Raw genomic sequence first — 14,126 nt, forward strand, 5'->3', positions numbered from 1 at the left:
CTCGATTAATCCAAGAAAGAAGAGCCGCTCCGGCACAAAGACAAAAACAGGAGAGACCCATGCTCGGCATGTCCCACGACACCTATCTGCTGCTGGACGCGGTGGTCACCATCATCGGCCTGATCCTGCTGATCACCCGCTTCAAGATCCACCCCTTCGTTGCCCTGATCATCGCCGCCGGCTTCCTCGGTCTCACCTCCGGCATGCCCGTGGCGACCATCGTCAAATCCTTCCAGGACGGCTTCGGCGGCGTGCTCGGCTTCGTCGGCATCGTCCTTGCCCTGGGCACCATGCTCGGCAAGATGATGGCCGAGTCCGGCGGCGCCGATCAGATCGCCCGCACGCTGATCCGCGCCTTCGGCAAGGAACGCGTGCACTGGGCGATGATGCTCGCCGCCTTCCTGGTCGGCATCCCGCTGTTCTTCGAGATCGGTTTCATCCTGCTGGTGCCGCTGGTATTCATCGTCGCCCGGCGCAGCGGCGTCTCGCTGATCAAGATCGGCATCCCGCTGCTCGCCGGCCTCTCTGCCGTACACGGCCTGGTGCCGCCGCACCCGGGCCCGCTGCTGGCCATCGGCGTGTTCGGCGCGGACATCGGCAAGACCATCTTCTACGGCCTGCTGGTTGCCCTGCCCACTGCCGCCATCGCCGGGCCGATCTTCGGCAAGTTCATCGCCAGATACATTCCCGGCCAGCCCAATGAAGAGCTGGTGGCGCAGATCGCCCACGAGCCGGACACCAGCAACCTGCCCAGCTTCGGCGTCACCCTGCTCACCGTGCTGCTGCCGGTGTTCCTGATGCTGCTCAAGACCTTTGCCGACGTCATGCTCGCCGACGGCCACGTGATCCGCGCCTGGCTGGACATGATCGGCCACCCGATCACCGCCCTGCTCCTGGCCCTGCTGCTGGCGCTCTACACCTTCGGCCACGCCCGTGGCTTCGATTCGAAGAAGATCCTCAAGCTGCTCGACCAGAGCCTCGCGCCCACCGCCGCCATCGTGATGATCATCGGCGCCGGCGGCGGCTTCAAACAGATGCTGGTGGCCAGCGGCGTGGGCGACGTGATCGGCCACATGGCGGTGCAGGCGCAGATCTCGCCGATCCTCCTGGCCTGGCTGGTGGCCGCGGTGATCCGCATCGCCACCGGTTCCGCCACCGTCGCCACCATCACCGGCGCGGGCATCGTGGTGCCGGTCATCGACCTGATCCCCGGCGTCAACCGCGAGCTGCTGGTACTCGCCACCGGCGCCGGCTCGCTGATCCTCTCCCACGTCAACGACGCCGGCTTCTGGCTGGTGAAGCAGTACTTCAACATGAGCGTGATGGAGACCTTCAAGACCTGGACGGCGATGGAAACCATCCTCTCGGTGGTCGGCCTGCTGTTCATCCTGCTGCTGTCGATGTTCGTCTGATGCATTAGCCGATGGGTATCGCCACGCTCTCCCGCTCTACCTGGGAACTCCCCGTAGGATGGCGTGGAGCGCAGCGATACCCATCAAGCCCCGCACCCGATCACCCGGCGAACACCACCAATTCGCCCCCGGATTCCTGCAACGAGGTATCGCCCGTGACTTCCTCCGCAACTCCGAAAGCCCCCGCCCAGCCCACCTGGCCCCGCGACTTCGACATCCGCGCCCGCTACGCCGAGCAGCAGGAACTCCTGCAGCCAGCCCCAACGCCACAGCCGAGCCCCGCACACACGTAGGGCGCATAACCCGGAACGGGTTATCCGCCGTTCCCCACGCGCACTGTAAAGCCGGCGGATAACCGCAAGCGGTTATCCGCCCTACGACCCTGATCTCGACCCAGCCTCGGATTTCCCTTGTAGGAGCAGGCCATGCCCGCGATCGCGCGCATGGCGCGCTCCTACACCGGTCATCGCAGCATTTGCTGAATCGATTTACCTTAATACAGCTACGATCTAAAACAGACCAGTCGCCCACCTTCCCCCGAGGGATGAGTCATGCCCGCCAGCAACAAACTCGACCATCTGTTCCCCCACCTCACCGACATCCCCGACGCCTGGTGCCCCGACGCGCCGGTCGAGCAGCGCGAATACCTGGTCAACGGCGAACTGCGCCGCTGGGACGGCCCGCTCGCGCCGGTACGCAGCCCGATCTTCCTCGCCACCGACCAGGGCGATGAACAGGTGATCCTCGGCAGCACGCCGCTGCTGGACGCCGACGCCGCCCTCGCCGCGCTGGACGCCGCCGTGGCCGCCTACGACAACGGCCAGGGTGCGTGGCCGAACCTGCGCGTGGCCGAGCGCATTGCCCACGTCGAGCGCTTCCTCGCCCGCATGCGCGAGCAGCGCACCGCCGTGGTCAAGCTGCTGATGTGGGAGATCGGCAAGAACCTCAAGGACTCGGAGAAGGAATTCGACCGCACCTGCGACTACATCGTCGACACCATCCAGGCGCTCAAGGAACTGGACCGCCGCTCCAGTCGCTTCGAGCTGGAACAGGGCACCCTCGGGCAGATTCGCCGCGTACCGCTGGGCGTCGCGCTGTGCATGGGCCCGTACAACTACCCGCTGAACGAGACCTTCACCACCCTGATCCCGGCGCTGATCATGGGCAACACCGTGGTCTTCAAGCCCGCCAAGTTCGGCGTGCTGCTGATCCGCCCGCTGCTCGAAGCCTTCCGCGACAGCTTCCCGCCGGGCGTCATCAACGTCATCTACGGGCGCGGCCGCGAGACCGTCAGCGCGCTCATGGCCAGCGGCAAGGTCGATGTCTTCGCCTTCATCGGCACCCACTCCGGCGCCGCCGACCTGAAGAAGCTCCACCCGCGCCCGCACCGCCTGCGCGCCGCCCTCGGCCTGGACGCCAAGAACCCCGGCATCGTCCTGCCCAGTGTCGACCTCGACAACGCCGTCAGCGAAGCCATCACCGGCGCCCTCTCCTTCAACGGCCAGCGCTGCACCGCGCTGAAGATCCTCTTCGTCCACGAAGACGTGCTGGACAGCTTCCTCGCCAAGTTCAGCGCCAAGCTCGCCGAACTCAAACCCGGCATGCCCTGGGAAGCCGGCGTGGCGCTGACGCCGCTGCCCGAGCCGGGCAAGGTCGACTACCTCGACGGCCTGCTGCAGGACGCCCTGGCCAAGGGCGCCAAGGTCATCAACCCCGGCGGTGGCGAGAGCCGCGAAAGCTTCTTCTACCCCGCGCTGCTCAGCCCGGTGAGCGCCGACATGCGCCTGTACAACGAGGAACAGTTCGGCCCACTGGTGCCGGCGGTTCCCTACCGCGAGCTGGACGAGGTGATCGACTACGTCCTGCAGTCCGACTACGGCCAGCAGCTCAGCCTGTTCGGCGACGACCCCGAGCAGATCGGCCCGCTGGTGGATGCCTTCGTCAACCAGGTCGGCCGCATCAACATCAACGCCCAGTGCCAGCGTGGCCCGGACAGCTACCCCTTCAACGGCCGCAAGAACTCCGCCGAAGGCACCCTCTCGGTCCACGACGCCCTGCGCACCTTCTCCATCCGCACCCTGGTGGCCACGCGCTTCACCGACGCCAACAAGGCGCTGATCAGCCAGATCATCCGCGACCGCGACTCGAGCTTCCTGACTACTGACTACATCTTCTAGCCAGGCCCCCGCCAAGAGCCCCTCTCCCTAACCCTCTCCCTGAAGGGAGAGGGGACCGTTCGGCGCAAGAGGAACCGGCAGCATCAGCCGGCACAATCGCTCTCTCTCCCTTCGGAGCGAGGTGCACTGCGTGTGCTGGGGTGAGGGTCCTACAGGATAAAACCAAACTACCAGCCGGCACGGTCAGCCCCCTCTCCCTTCAGGGAGAGGGCTGGGGAGAGGGAATCGCCCAAGCACCGGACCTCCACGAGAAGCCCCCCCTTTCAGAAATCCCTTTCGCAATATCCCGACACCCTCCCATCGCCAATTGAAACAACCCGGTAAGAAGACCCCACTACGCTTGCCTTAAGTCAAAGGGGTCACCCTTCAAGACTCGATAGTCTGCGCGCCTCTCGACGAGCTTGATATCCGTCGTCTGAACCGATAGTGGCAACGACCGATATCGCAATGGACGAAGCGTTTGCCACCCAATCCACGGATTCCCAGCGAACCAGGGAGCACCAACATGAGTGGCTACAACGCAGTTCTGGCACGTAACACCGACAAGGCCCCGCAAAACCTCGGCCCCTACGCCCAAACCGTCGCTTTCTCCCACTACAACAACCTTTCCGCCCAACTGCCGGTCGACCCGAGCAGCGGCAAGCTGGTGGCCGGCGGTGCCAAGGAGCAGGCCGAACAGTGCTACAGGAACCTCAAGGCCGTCATCGAAAGCATCGGCCACAACCTGAACGACACCGTCCGCATCTCCATATTCCTGACCAACATCGCTGACGCCGAAGCCGTCGCCAAGGTGCACGCCGCCTTCTTCCCCAACTACCTGCCGACCCTCACCACCGTCGGCGTGGCCGCCCTGCCGCTGGGCGCCCAGGTGCAGGTCGAGGCGCTCATCACCTGCGGCGAAGGCACCATCCCCAACGCCCCGCAGGCCGGCGACCTGGTCAAGGTCGAACGCAACACCGAGAGCGCGCCGCTGAGCCCGCTGTCCACCCAGACCGTCGCCTTCTCCCACTACAACAACCTCAGCGCCCAGCTGCCCATCGACCCGCGCACCGGGAAGCTGGTGACCGGCGGCGTCGAGGAACAGACCCGGCAGTGCCTGCGCAACATCAAGACCATCCTCGAAAGCATCGACGTACCCTTCGATGACATCGTGCGCATCACCGTCTTCGTCAAGAACCTCGCCGACATGCAGGCCGTGAACAAGGTCTACACCACCTTCTTCCCCGACTCGGCCATCGCCCGCGCCGTCGGCTACGTGCCGGCGCGCACCGTGGTTCAGGCGCAAGCCCTGCCGATGGATGCCCTGGTGCAGGTCGAGGCCGTGGTCTCCCACGGCGACGGCACGCCGCCGCAGGCCGTCGAAGACCGCCACGGCATCGTCATCAAGGCCCACAACACCGACGCCGCGCCGAAATGCCCCTTCTCCACCCAGACCGTCGCCTTCTCCCACTACAACCACATCTCCGCCCAGCTGCCGCTGGACGTGAAGACCGGTGAACTGGTGGCCGGCGGGATCAAGGAACAGGCCGGCCAGTGCTTCAAGCACCTCAAGGCCATCGTCGAAAGCATCGACCACGCCCTGGCCGATGTGGTGAAGGTCAACCTCTACCTGAAGAACATCGACGACATCGGCGCCGTCGATGAGGTGTACGCCAGCTACTTCCCCGGCGGCGTTCCCGCCCGCCGGACAGTAGCCGTAGGCGCATTGCCGAAGGGCGCGCTGATCCAGATCGACGCCGTGGTCGCCAACGCCGAAGGCACCCCGCCGGCCGCTTGATTGGCAGACGCTAATCCAGCCCTATCCGGTTGATACCACCCCATCCCCACACGCCAAACGGCCCCCTCTCCCTTCAGGGAGAGGGCTGGGGAGAGGGCAACGCCCAACTCTGAAATCCCCGGCCGCCTGCTCTCGTAGGAGCGAGCTTGCTCGCGAACCGCCTCACTGCAAGCGAACAATCACTCCCTCCGCCACCATCTCCCCCGCCTCTCCTCACGCATCAACCGCGGCACCTCCCCCATCGGCACCCAGTACTCCCCCTGCCAATCCAGCACCGCCAGCGACCGCCCCTCGCCTTTCGCCWGCATCCGCCTCGGCAGCCTCGCCGCCACCCTCCCCTGATCCCGCAGCACCGGAAACACCTCGCCTGTCAGCCACTTGCGCAGCTCCCGATGCTCCGGATCACGAAAACGGTTCAGTACATAGAAGGCGCCATAGTCACTGACCAGCAGCACCTCTTCCTCGCCGCCACCCGTCACCAGGCGCGCCTCGCGAAAGAGGTCCTCATCCAATCGAAGAACATAAGCATCGACCCGCTCGCGGATCAGATAACCCAGCTCACGGGCGACCAACCAGGGCTGGTTGTCGATCAACACGCCGCGCAGGGAACGGTTGTAGCGGTGGAAAACGGTGGGAACGTAGATGTCGTCCATGTGCTTTTCCTAGGTAGTTTCGAGAAACCACCGCCCTGATCGTCGCCAAACGATTAGGGAGGCAGAGCCACACAGGGTTGGCGAACCGGCTACCTAGGTCCCGGCAGACCCGAAGGTCTCCCTGTGCGGCCCGCCATAGCGAAGAACCGTGGACGTGTTGATACGTCACGGTCTGACGAAACGTCACCGCACCTAGGTAGTTATTCGAGTCGCCAAACCCGGCCCCTGTCGCTTTCACAGGGGCGTCGGGAGGTTATGAGGAAGGGTTGCGGTGGTCAAGCGAAGGCCAGAAAGCACATCCAATTCAGTACGCAAATGAGTCCGTACTCCCACTGGATCGAATAGCTCACCAGAACTTCCACCAAGGAAGGCATTTCGGTGCAGATCTGACGTCCGGGGGCAACTTCCGTGATCTAGATGCAGCGATGGACTGTGTTTCTACCGCTAATGCATCAAGCCACTGCTGCGGTCCGATCCAGTGGTCATGGGCTGCCATCAGAAACTCCTCCGTCAGCAGCAGGCCGGACTTGTCTCCAAGTACAGTCCTATACGCCTCGCATAGCGGGCACCAGGCGGTACCGTCAGTCCATTTTTTTACATCCGCAGCGGGGAAAGTCGTGTAGCAAGAGAAACAACCGCACTGGCTGCTCTGCGCGATTTCTTGCTCATTTTTATTGGCGTGATCGTAGGCAGCAAATGTATCGCTCATGACTTCCATATCATCCTTTACCAGCAGACTGCAGAATTTACCGGGACAGCGCCAACAGGCAGCATCGTATATTCGACAAAAGCGCCGCTCAGCGATTTTCGTGCTTGAAATATATAGTGGAGACTCCCCACGCCTTTTCTAAAGTGCTGCCCGCGAATGGATGCCTTATGTTAATTGAAGCTCCGCATTTCCCCCTTGCTAAAGCAGCGTTTGCAGCTGCTCTCAGATCCGGCCATGGACGCGCAGTTCAGCAGCTCGAAAAGTACGGGGCTCAGGGACTGGATGAAACCATCATTGAAGCCTGCATCACATCCCTTTCTTATGACCCGCAATGCGAGGCACCACGGGCGCCCTGGCTGTTTTCTGTAGTCGATCACGCCCACCTGAACAAGGAAGTGGCTCAGGCTATTCGGGAGTCGGCCCACGCCCCCTCATTGGAAAACGAGCGGGACCTCGACCAACGCTGTGCAATCTTGAAGGAGTTGGCTGCTTCAGGACTGGATGACGCAAGACACCTTCTGTATTCGTCGCTGGCTCGCGTGCCGGACTCATCCACTGTGATCGGCGACTACCACATCGTCGCTCTCGATGGAGTCGACGGATTGATCCAAGTCGCTAGACAGTTGGGGCGCTGGCTACGCGATGATCCTGACTTCTGGATTGATGACGGGCTTTGCGAACTCTGCGGAGAAAGTGCGCTGATAGCTCTGGAGCAGGAAGCCGCAGCCAACCCTGATATAGCGGCCTATCTCGCTGAAGTACGTAAGATCCGTGCGAGCCGCATTGCACCAGCAAAACGCTTCGGACGAATGGCGTACACCGGCTCACAAATCGTGGCCTACGCCACCGAATCCCCTGGAGATCAATGTCATTGGTTCAGGCAGTGGGGGAGTCAGGCCACCAATGAACAAATGGAGGTCGTGTTCTCTGCTTTGCTGGCTACCGAAAAGCCAGAGCATGCGAAAAGGCTGTTCAGGTGCTTTGCGAAAACAGGCGTCCCACGATTCGAACGTCAATTACTCCAATGGATTTCCGATCCTGACGAAGATCTCCAATGGATTGCAATCAGAGCCATGGTTCCCATAACGCACAAAGAGCTGCGCATAGTGGCCAGGAAGCTGATCATGACTGGAAACATTGCGAACGGATTTGCCTTGCTCGCGAACAACTTCTCCGATGGCGACTTCGCCATGTGCGTCAAGCGGCTGACCAGGTTCGAAGATGCCGATGAAACACACCATCTCGTCGGGCATATTCTGGACTTGTGCCAGGCTCACCCTGGTGCGGAGGCACTCGATTGCCTGCTCTACGTTTATGAGTATTCGCCATGCTCGACCTGCCGTAAGCAAGCAGTTAAAGCCATGACCCAATCAGCGACCACGCCGCACTGGGTCTTGGAGGAAGCCATCTTCGACGCAGAGCCCGAAACGCGGGAGCTCGCCAGGGAAGCCCGACACTCTTCGCAATGGACTCCTTAATGCGGGCTGCATACACACCGTACGGATAGGCCCGCTCGGCTGTTAAATTTCGAGTGCCTTATAACTCACACCATGAGCTGTTCGGATAAATCTAACTCCGCAACCTTTCGTCGACTCCCCACTTGGAGGCAATACCTGCTTTGACAGCGCGAAGATCACCGTCTCATGCTGACCGCACAGCAAAGAGGCGATCGGCTGCGAATGGCCACTCGCCTTGATCGAGTTCTCGTATCTCCACAAGTATCGGACCATGCTCATCTTCGAGTCCGTGGACAACCAGATCTTCGGCCTTTTCGACCTCAGCGGCCGCATCGGCGTAGTCTTCCTGCTGAGCTCCCACGCCACCGCCTACGCCCTGTTCCGCTTCCGCCGATAAGGAAAAGGGGACAGCTTTATTTTCTCTAACTCTAAACGTCCGCTATGGGTCGATTGCTGCCCCTGGCGATAGGGGGCTACCGACCCGAAGCGCCGCTCGTGAGGGGCAAAAATCCGCCAGAAGTAGACTCTCAGCCCCGTCGCTAGTTAGTGGCTGCGATGGCTGTAGCCGTGCACATAGATAAACCCGTCTTTTTCTTCGAGCGGTAGGACACCAAGTAGCGATGCTTCCGCTAGGAATAGGTCGCTTATTTCAGTGCTCGGTAACCTCTCACCCGTTTTGGGATTCTGAATCAGCGATGTTTTCGGAATACGTATGGAGTAAATCTCCGAATATTCTGCCGGGCCACCAGCCAGGCCCGGATCAGCGATGTAGGTATGTCTCAGCAAGCTCTCGGGCGGTGCGTATGCGGTCTGGAAGCGTTCCTCGCCTACGTATGCCACCTCAAATTGAATGCCTACACGACGAATGAGGCTCAGTAGTTCGCGCCACTTTGTGTTGTTCATGAACGCGGCTGAGTAATTAGGACGGCGCATGGTGATCCCTCACAATTCCGCAGGTTGAATAGCAGCTTTACGCTCCGTTAAGCAACGTCCGCTCTTGGCCGCTAGCGGCCCCTGGCGAGCGGCCTCGCCCTGGCCGTTCATTGGCGGCAACCGAACGCATCTGCCTCCGTTGGCACCACCAAGTGACCGTAACTATTTATTGCGCAGCGTGCTCATCGAACAGGGGGGCGATCCCCCGCCCTGAACCTCCACCCCTGCCCCGAAATCGCCGCCAGCCAAGGCGCGCAGCCGCTGCGAACTCACCTGAAACGCACCGCAGAAACCCGGAGATAGACCAGTCGAGCCGGCAAGCCAGAGCGTTTGCCACCGCACTGTCATAAATATTTCACAGGACCCGATCACAGTATGGCAGCCCGATATCAAAAGGATTGCCCTCGATGAAAAGCTTTGTGAAATCTGCTGCGATCGCCGTAACGCTGTCCATGTGTGCCACTTCCGTCACTTTTGCCGACGAAAGCGTCCGCCTGACCGGCTCTGGCGCCAGCTTCCCCGCTCCGATCTACCTGACCTGGTTCAAGGATTTCAGCAAGAAATCCGCTGGCGTCACCGTGGACTACCAGTCCAAGGGCAGCGGTGCGGGCGTACAGGATTTCCTCAACAAGACCGTGGACTTCGCGGCCAGTGACTCGGCCATGAAAGACGAGGACATCGCCAAGGTTGCCGAAGGCGTGCAACTGCTGCCGATGACCGCTGGCGAAATCGTCCTGGCGTACAACCTGCCGGGCAGCCCCAAGGGTCTGAAACTGCCGCGCGACGTTTACTCCAACATCTTCCTGGGCAAGATCACTCAGTGGAACGACCCGCAGATCGTCGCGGCCAACCCTGAGCTGAAGCTGCCGGCCCTGCCGATCACCGTTGTCGTGCGTGCGGATTCCAGCGGCACCACCGCTGTGTTCACCAAGCACATGTCGACCATCAACCCGGAGTTCAAGACTGCCCTGGGTGAAGGCAACACCGTCAACTGGCCGGCCACCGACAAGTTCATCAAGTCGCCGAAGAACGATGGCGTGACCGCTACCGTTCGCCAGACCCCGGGCGCCATCGGCTACATCGAATACGGCTTCGCGAAGCTGGCCAAGGTCGACTTCGCCGAGCTGCAGAACAAGGCCGGTCAGTACGTCGTGCCGAACGCAGAGAGCGGTGCCGCGGCGCTGGCTGCCGTGAAGTTCCCGGAGAACCTGGTGGCCTGGCTGCCCGATCCGGACGGTGCCCAGTCCTACCCGATCACCTCCTACACCTGGATGATCTTCCGCAAGCACAACGAGAGCCCGGCCAAAGCCAAGGCCATGCGTGAAATGGTCGAGTACGGCCTGACCGAAGGCCAGAAGATCGCTGATTCGATGGGCTACATCCCGCTGCCGCAAGCCGTCGTCGATCAGGTTCGCAAAGCTTCCGCCAACATCCAGTAACGCCTGCGAGTCTTCATCCGGCGGGGGCTGTCAGCCACGCCGGATGAGATTTCCACCTGTTCCGGAACTCTCCCATGACCCAACCTTTTGTCGTACCGGTAAATCCGGACTCTGCCTGCCAACCGCCATCCGCGAAGGATTTCCTGGTTGACCGGACCTTCCGTGCCATTGCACGCCTGGGTGTGGTCCTGATTCTGGTGCTGGTCGTTGCCCTCGTGTTCGAAGTCGGCCGCAAGGCCTTTCCGGGCATTGAGAAACACGGCCTGGACGTTCTCCTGGGGTCGGTCTGGGACGTCAACCAGGGCAAGTACGGCATTCTGCCGGCCATCTGGGGCACGCTCTACAGCGCGCTGATCGCTCTGGTAATCGCCGGCCTGTTCGGCGTCAGCATGGCGATCTTCCTGACCCAGGATTTCCTCCCCGCCAAACTGGCGGCGGTGTTCCGTACCATCGTCGAACTGCTCGCCGCGATCCCCAGCGTCGTTTACGGCCTGTGGGGGATCTACGTGGTGATCCCGGCCATTCGTCCGCTGACGACCTGGCTGAACAGCGAGCTCGGCTGGATACCCTTTTTCGGCACATCGTTGAGCGGGCCAGGCTTGCTGCCCGCCTCTCTGGTGCTCGCCATCATGATTCTGCCCACCATTGCCGCGGTCTCGCAGGACGCTCTTTCCAGCGTGCCGATGAAGACCAAGCAGGCCGCCTACGGCCTGGGGACCACCCATTGGGAAGCGATCCTCAAGGTGATGGTGCCCTCCGCTGCCACCGGCATCTTCGGCTCCCTGGTGCTGGGCCTGGGCCGCGCACTGGGTGAAACCATGGCCCTGGCCATGCTGGTCGGCAACGCCAACACCATTTCGCTGTCGCTGTTTGCCCCGGCCAACACGCTGGCCGCCCTGCTGGCGCTGAACTTCCCCGAAGCCGGGCCGAACGAGGTTGAAGTGCTGATGTATGCCGCGCTGGTGCTGATGTTCATCACGCTGATCGTGAACGTACTCGGCTCCATGATCATGCTTTACGCCCAGCGGGGGTCCAAGTAATGACCAGCCTCACTCCCACCGTTTCCGCCCTGCCGAGCCTGCAGCGCAAGCTTGAGGGCCGTGCCCTGCGCAGCCTGGTGCTGACCATGCTGGTCTGGCTGGGCGCCCTGCTGGCCAGCGTGCCGCTGATCTCCGTGCTCTACATGCTGATCACCCGTGGTGGTGCGCGCCTGAGCCTGGAAGTCTTCACCGAACTGCCACCGACCGGTTTCGAGACCGGCGGCGGCTTCGGCAACGCGCTGGCCGGCACCTTCGTCATGGTCGGTATCGCCGCCGCCATTGCCGTTCCGGTTGGCATCATGGCCGCCGTTTTCCTGGCTGAACTGGGGCCGGACAGCAAGCTGGCGAGCGCCGCGCGCTTTGCCGCCAAGACGCTCACCGGCCTGCCCTCCATCCTGGCCGGCGTCTTCGCCTATGCCCTGGTGGTGATGACCACTGGTACCTACTCGGCACCGGCAGGTGGCGTGGCACTGGCCGTGCTGATGCTGCCGATCGTCGTGCTCACCGCCGAAGAGTCGATGAAGATGGTGCCCAAGATCATGAAGGATGCCGCCTACGGCATGGGCTGCACCCGCGCCCAGGTCATCTGGAAGATCGTACTGCCTACCGGCCTGCCGGCGATCCTCACCGGCGTCATGCTGGCCGTGGCGCGCGCCGCAGGCGAAACCGCGCCGTTGCTGTTCACCGCGCTGTTCAGCAACTACTGGATCTACCACAACGGCAGCCTGGCGGTGATGAACCCCACGGCCTCGCTTTCGGTACTGATCTACAACTTCTCCGGCATGCCCTTCGACAACCAGCTCGAGCTCGCATGGGCCGCATCACTGGTGTTGGTGATGATCGTGCTGATCGTGAACGTCATCAGCCGCATTTTTGGCAAGCCCAAGTTTTGAGATACGGAGCATCCGAATCGTGAACACAGCTACTGCACAGAAAGTCGCCCCGGTTGGTTCCGAGACCCAGGTGGTCATGGACTGCAAACTGGACAAGATTTTCTACGGCAACTTCATGGCGGTACGTGACAGCCACGTGCCGATCGAAAAGAACAAGATCACCGGCTTCATCGGCCCTTCCGGCTGCGGCAAGAGTACCGTGCTGCGCAGCCTGAACCGGATGAACGACCTGGTGCGCGGCTTCCGCTTCGAGGGCCATGTGCATTTCCTCGGGCAGGACGTCTACGGCAAGGGCGTGGACCCTGTCGTGGTGCGCCGCTACATCGGCATGGTGTTCCAGCAGCCGAACCCGTTTTCGATGAGCATCTTCGACAACGTCGCGTTTGGCCTGCGCCTCAATCGCTACAAGGGCGACATCGGCGACCGCGTCAAGCATGCCCTGCAGGGCGCCGCGCTGTGGGACGAAGTGAAGGACAAGCTGAAGGTGAGCGGTCTGTCGCTCTCCGGTGGCCAGCAGCAACGCCTGTGCATCGCTCGCGCCATCGCCACCGAACCGGAAGTCCTGCTGCTGGACGAGCCGTGCTCGGCACTCGACCCGATCGCTACCCGCCGTGTCGAGGAGCTGATGGTCGAGCTGAAGAAGGACTACACCATCGCGCTGGTCACCCACAACATGCAGCAGGCCATTCGCGTCGCTGACACCACGGCGTTCTTCTCGGTGGACATTTCCCAGGGCACCCGCACCGGCTACCTGGTCGAAATGGGCGCGACGAAGCAGATCTTCGAAAACCCGCGGAAAAAAATGACCGAGGACTACATCAGCGGCAAGTTCAGCTGAGTCGAATCCGCAGCGTATGAAGCCACACACCTCTTTGTCAGGGTTGCCAATGTCCGCCACGCGCCGTCTTGATCTGCGAGCGATTGAACGTGCGCTGCGTGAGGTGCAAGGCCGTTTCGGCGAGCTCAGCCAGTGCTTTACCGAGCCGCGTGATCCGTTCACCGATGAAGTGCTGCACAACGTGCTGGAGGGCTACGCCCTGATCGACGACTACGTCGCACGGGGCGTCGACCTGTTCGATCTGCAGCAGGTCAACCTGATGCTGGAGATCAACGCCACCGTGCTTTGCGGCCGCGACCCTGCCCGTCGGCTGGAGTTCGCGCCGCACCTGGCGGCCACCGAGGCGCACTTCTTCAACAACGTCGAAGGCGGCATCAAGGACCTGTACAACTGGTACTGCGCGTATCACAGCGAATCGGTGTGGAAGCGCGCGGCCGGTGTCTATGTGCGAATCCTGAGCAAACCGCAGTTGTTCATCGAAGGTAACCATCGCAGCGGCTCGCTGATCGTCAGCTATCTGCTGCTACGTGCCGGGCTGCCGCCGTTCGTGCTGACCCTGGACAACGCCAAGGGTTACTACAACCCGTCTTCGGTCATCCGCAACTCCGCCAAGCATGGCGTGAAGGCTCTATTCGAATTGCCCAAGATCAAGAAAAAGTACGCCGCCTTCCTCGAAGATCATTCACCGGATCCGCAGCGATTTTTCCTGGGCGAAACACACACCTCCGCCTGTCAGGGAGGCGTCTGATGACTACCCAACCCATGCTCGCCACCTGCCTGGCCATCAAGGATCAGCTG

Annotated in this window: 13 protein-coding genes; 10 read left to right on the forward strand and 3 right to left on the reverse strand. The window is 61.9% G+C overall.

Annotation, left to right across the window (positions count from 1 at the left end; translation table 11 throughout):
* The first annotated feature begins 59 nt into the window (after positions 1-59).
* The 3 genes from QO207_RS26000 (at position 60) to QO207_RS26010 (ending at position 5,366) form a co-directional block, all read left to right on the forward strand.
* Positions 60-1,412 (forward strand): GntP family permease, encoded by a 1,353-nt coding sequence (locus QO207_RS26000; RefSeq protein WP_301535139.1) that lies wholly within the window; start codon positions 60-62, stop codon positions 1,410-1,412.
* A gap of 551 nt (positions 1,413-1,963) precedes the next feature.
* Positions 1,964-3,589, forward strand: coding sequence for an NADP-dependent glyceraldehyde-3-phosphate dehydrogenase (locus QO207_RS26005; RefSeq protein ID WP_301535140.1), 1,626 nt, complete (start codon positions 1,964-1,966; stop codon positions 3,587-3,589).
* 505 nt (positions 3,590-4,094) lie between these two features.
* Positions 4,095-5,366 carry a RidA family protein gene (locus tag QO207_RS26010; RefSeq protein WP_301535141.1) on the forward strand — a complete coding sequence of 424 codons (1,272 nt, stop codon included), beginning with the start codon at positions 4,095-4,097 and terminating at the stop codon, positions 5,364-5,366.
* A 179-nt stretch (positions 5,367-5,545) separates the two neighbouring features.
* Here QO207_RS26010 and QO207_RS26015 read toward each other — a convergent pair whose 3' ends face one another.
* Together QO207_RS26015 and QO207_RS26020 are read right to left on the reverse strand one after the other, a co-directional pair.
* Positions 5,546-6,019 (reverse strand): BRO family protein, encoded by a 474-nt coding sequence (locus QO207_RS26015; RefSeq protein WP_301535142.1) that lies wholly within the window; start codon positions 6,017-6,019, stop codon positions 5,546-5,548.
* 346 nt (positions 6,020-6,365) lie between these two features.
* Positions 6,366-6,737, reverse strand: coding sequence for a hypothetical protein (locus QO207_RS26020; protein WP_301535143.1), 372 nt, complete (start codon positions 6,735-6,737; stop codon positions 6,366-6,368).
* Between the two features lie 158 nt (positions 6,738-6,895).
* Between QO207_RS26020 and QO207_RS26025 the strand changes: the two genes are divergently transcribed.
* The gene (locus QO207_RS26025) at positions 6,896-8,206 is read left to right on the forward strand and encodes a hypothetical protein (protein ID WP_301535144.1); all 1,311 of its coding nucleotides are present in this window, start codon (positions 6,896-6,898) and stop codon (positions 8,204-8,206) included.
* 250 nt (positions 8,207-8,456) lie between these two features.
* A complete protein-coding gene (locus QO207_RS26030) occupies positions 8,457-8,582 on the forward strand; it encodes a hypothetical protein (RefSeq protein ID WP_301535145.1) in 126 nt (41 codons plus the stop codon).
* Positions 8,583-8,728: 146 nt separating this feature from the next.
* On the opposite strand, the gene QO207_RS26035 is transcribed toward QO207_RS26030, so the two are convergent.
* On the reverse strand, positions 8,729-9,118 hold the full coding sequence (locus QO207_RS26035; protein WP_301535146.1) for a hypothetical protein: 390 nt from the start codon (positions 9,116-9,118) through the stop codon (positions 8,729-8,731).
* A 407-nt stretch (positions 9,119-9,525) separates the two neighbouring features.
* Here QO207_RS26035 and pstS point away from each other — a divergent pair, with 407 nt between their 5' ends.
* The 5 genes from pstS (at position 9,526) to QO207_RS26060 (ending at position 14,076) form a co-directional block, all read left to right on the forward strand.
* On the forward strand, positions 9,526-10,557 hold the full coding sequence (gene pstS, locus QO207_RS26040; protein ID WP_301535147.1) for a phosphate ABC transporter substrate-binding protein PstS: 1,032 nt from the start codon (positions 9,526-9,528) through the stop codon (positions 10,555-10,557).
* 74 nt (positions 10,558-10,631) lie between these two features.
* Positions 10,632-11,597 carry a phosphate ABC transporter permease subunit PstC gene (gene pstC / locus QO207_RS26045; RefSeq protein WP_301535148.1) on the forward strand — a complete coding sequence of 322 codons (966 nt, stop codon included), beginning with the start codon at positions 10,632-10,634 and terminating at the stop codon, positions 11,595-11,597.
* Complete coding sequence (gene pstA / locus QO207_RS26050) at positions 11,597-12,490, forward strand: phosphate ABC transporter permease PstA (RefSeq protein WP_301535149.1); 894 nt, start codon at positions 11,597-11,599, stop codon at positions 12,488-12,490. The genes pstC and pstA overlap by 1 nt, the downstream gene beginning before the upstream one ends.
* A gap of 76 nt (positions 12,491-12,566) precedes the next feature.
* Positions 12,567-13,328: a phosphate ABC transporter ATP-binding protein PstB gene (gene pstB / locus QO207_RS26055; protein WP_301535170.1), complete on the forward strand. Its 762-nt coding sequence runs from the start codon at positions 12,567-12,569 to the stop codon at positions 13,326-13,328.
* Between the two features lie 49 nt (positions 13,329-13,377).
* A complete protein-coding gene (locus tag QO207_RS26060; protein WP_301535150.1) occupies positions 13,378-14,076 on the forward strand; it encodes a hypothetical protein in 699 nt (232 codons plus the stop codon).
* The last annotated feature ends 50 nt before the right edge of the window (positions 14,077-14,126 follow it).

The sequence above is a fragment of the Pseudomonas sp. CAN1 genome (genome assembly GCF_030462585.1).
In the GTDB taxonomy this organism is placed as follows: domain Bacteria; phylum Pseudomonadota; class Gammaproteobacteria; order Pseudomonadales; family Pseudomonadaceae; genus Pseudomonas.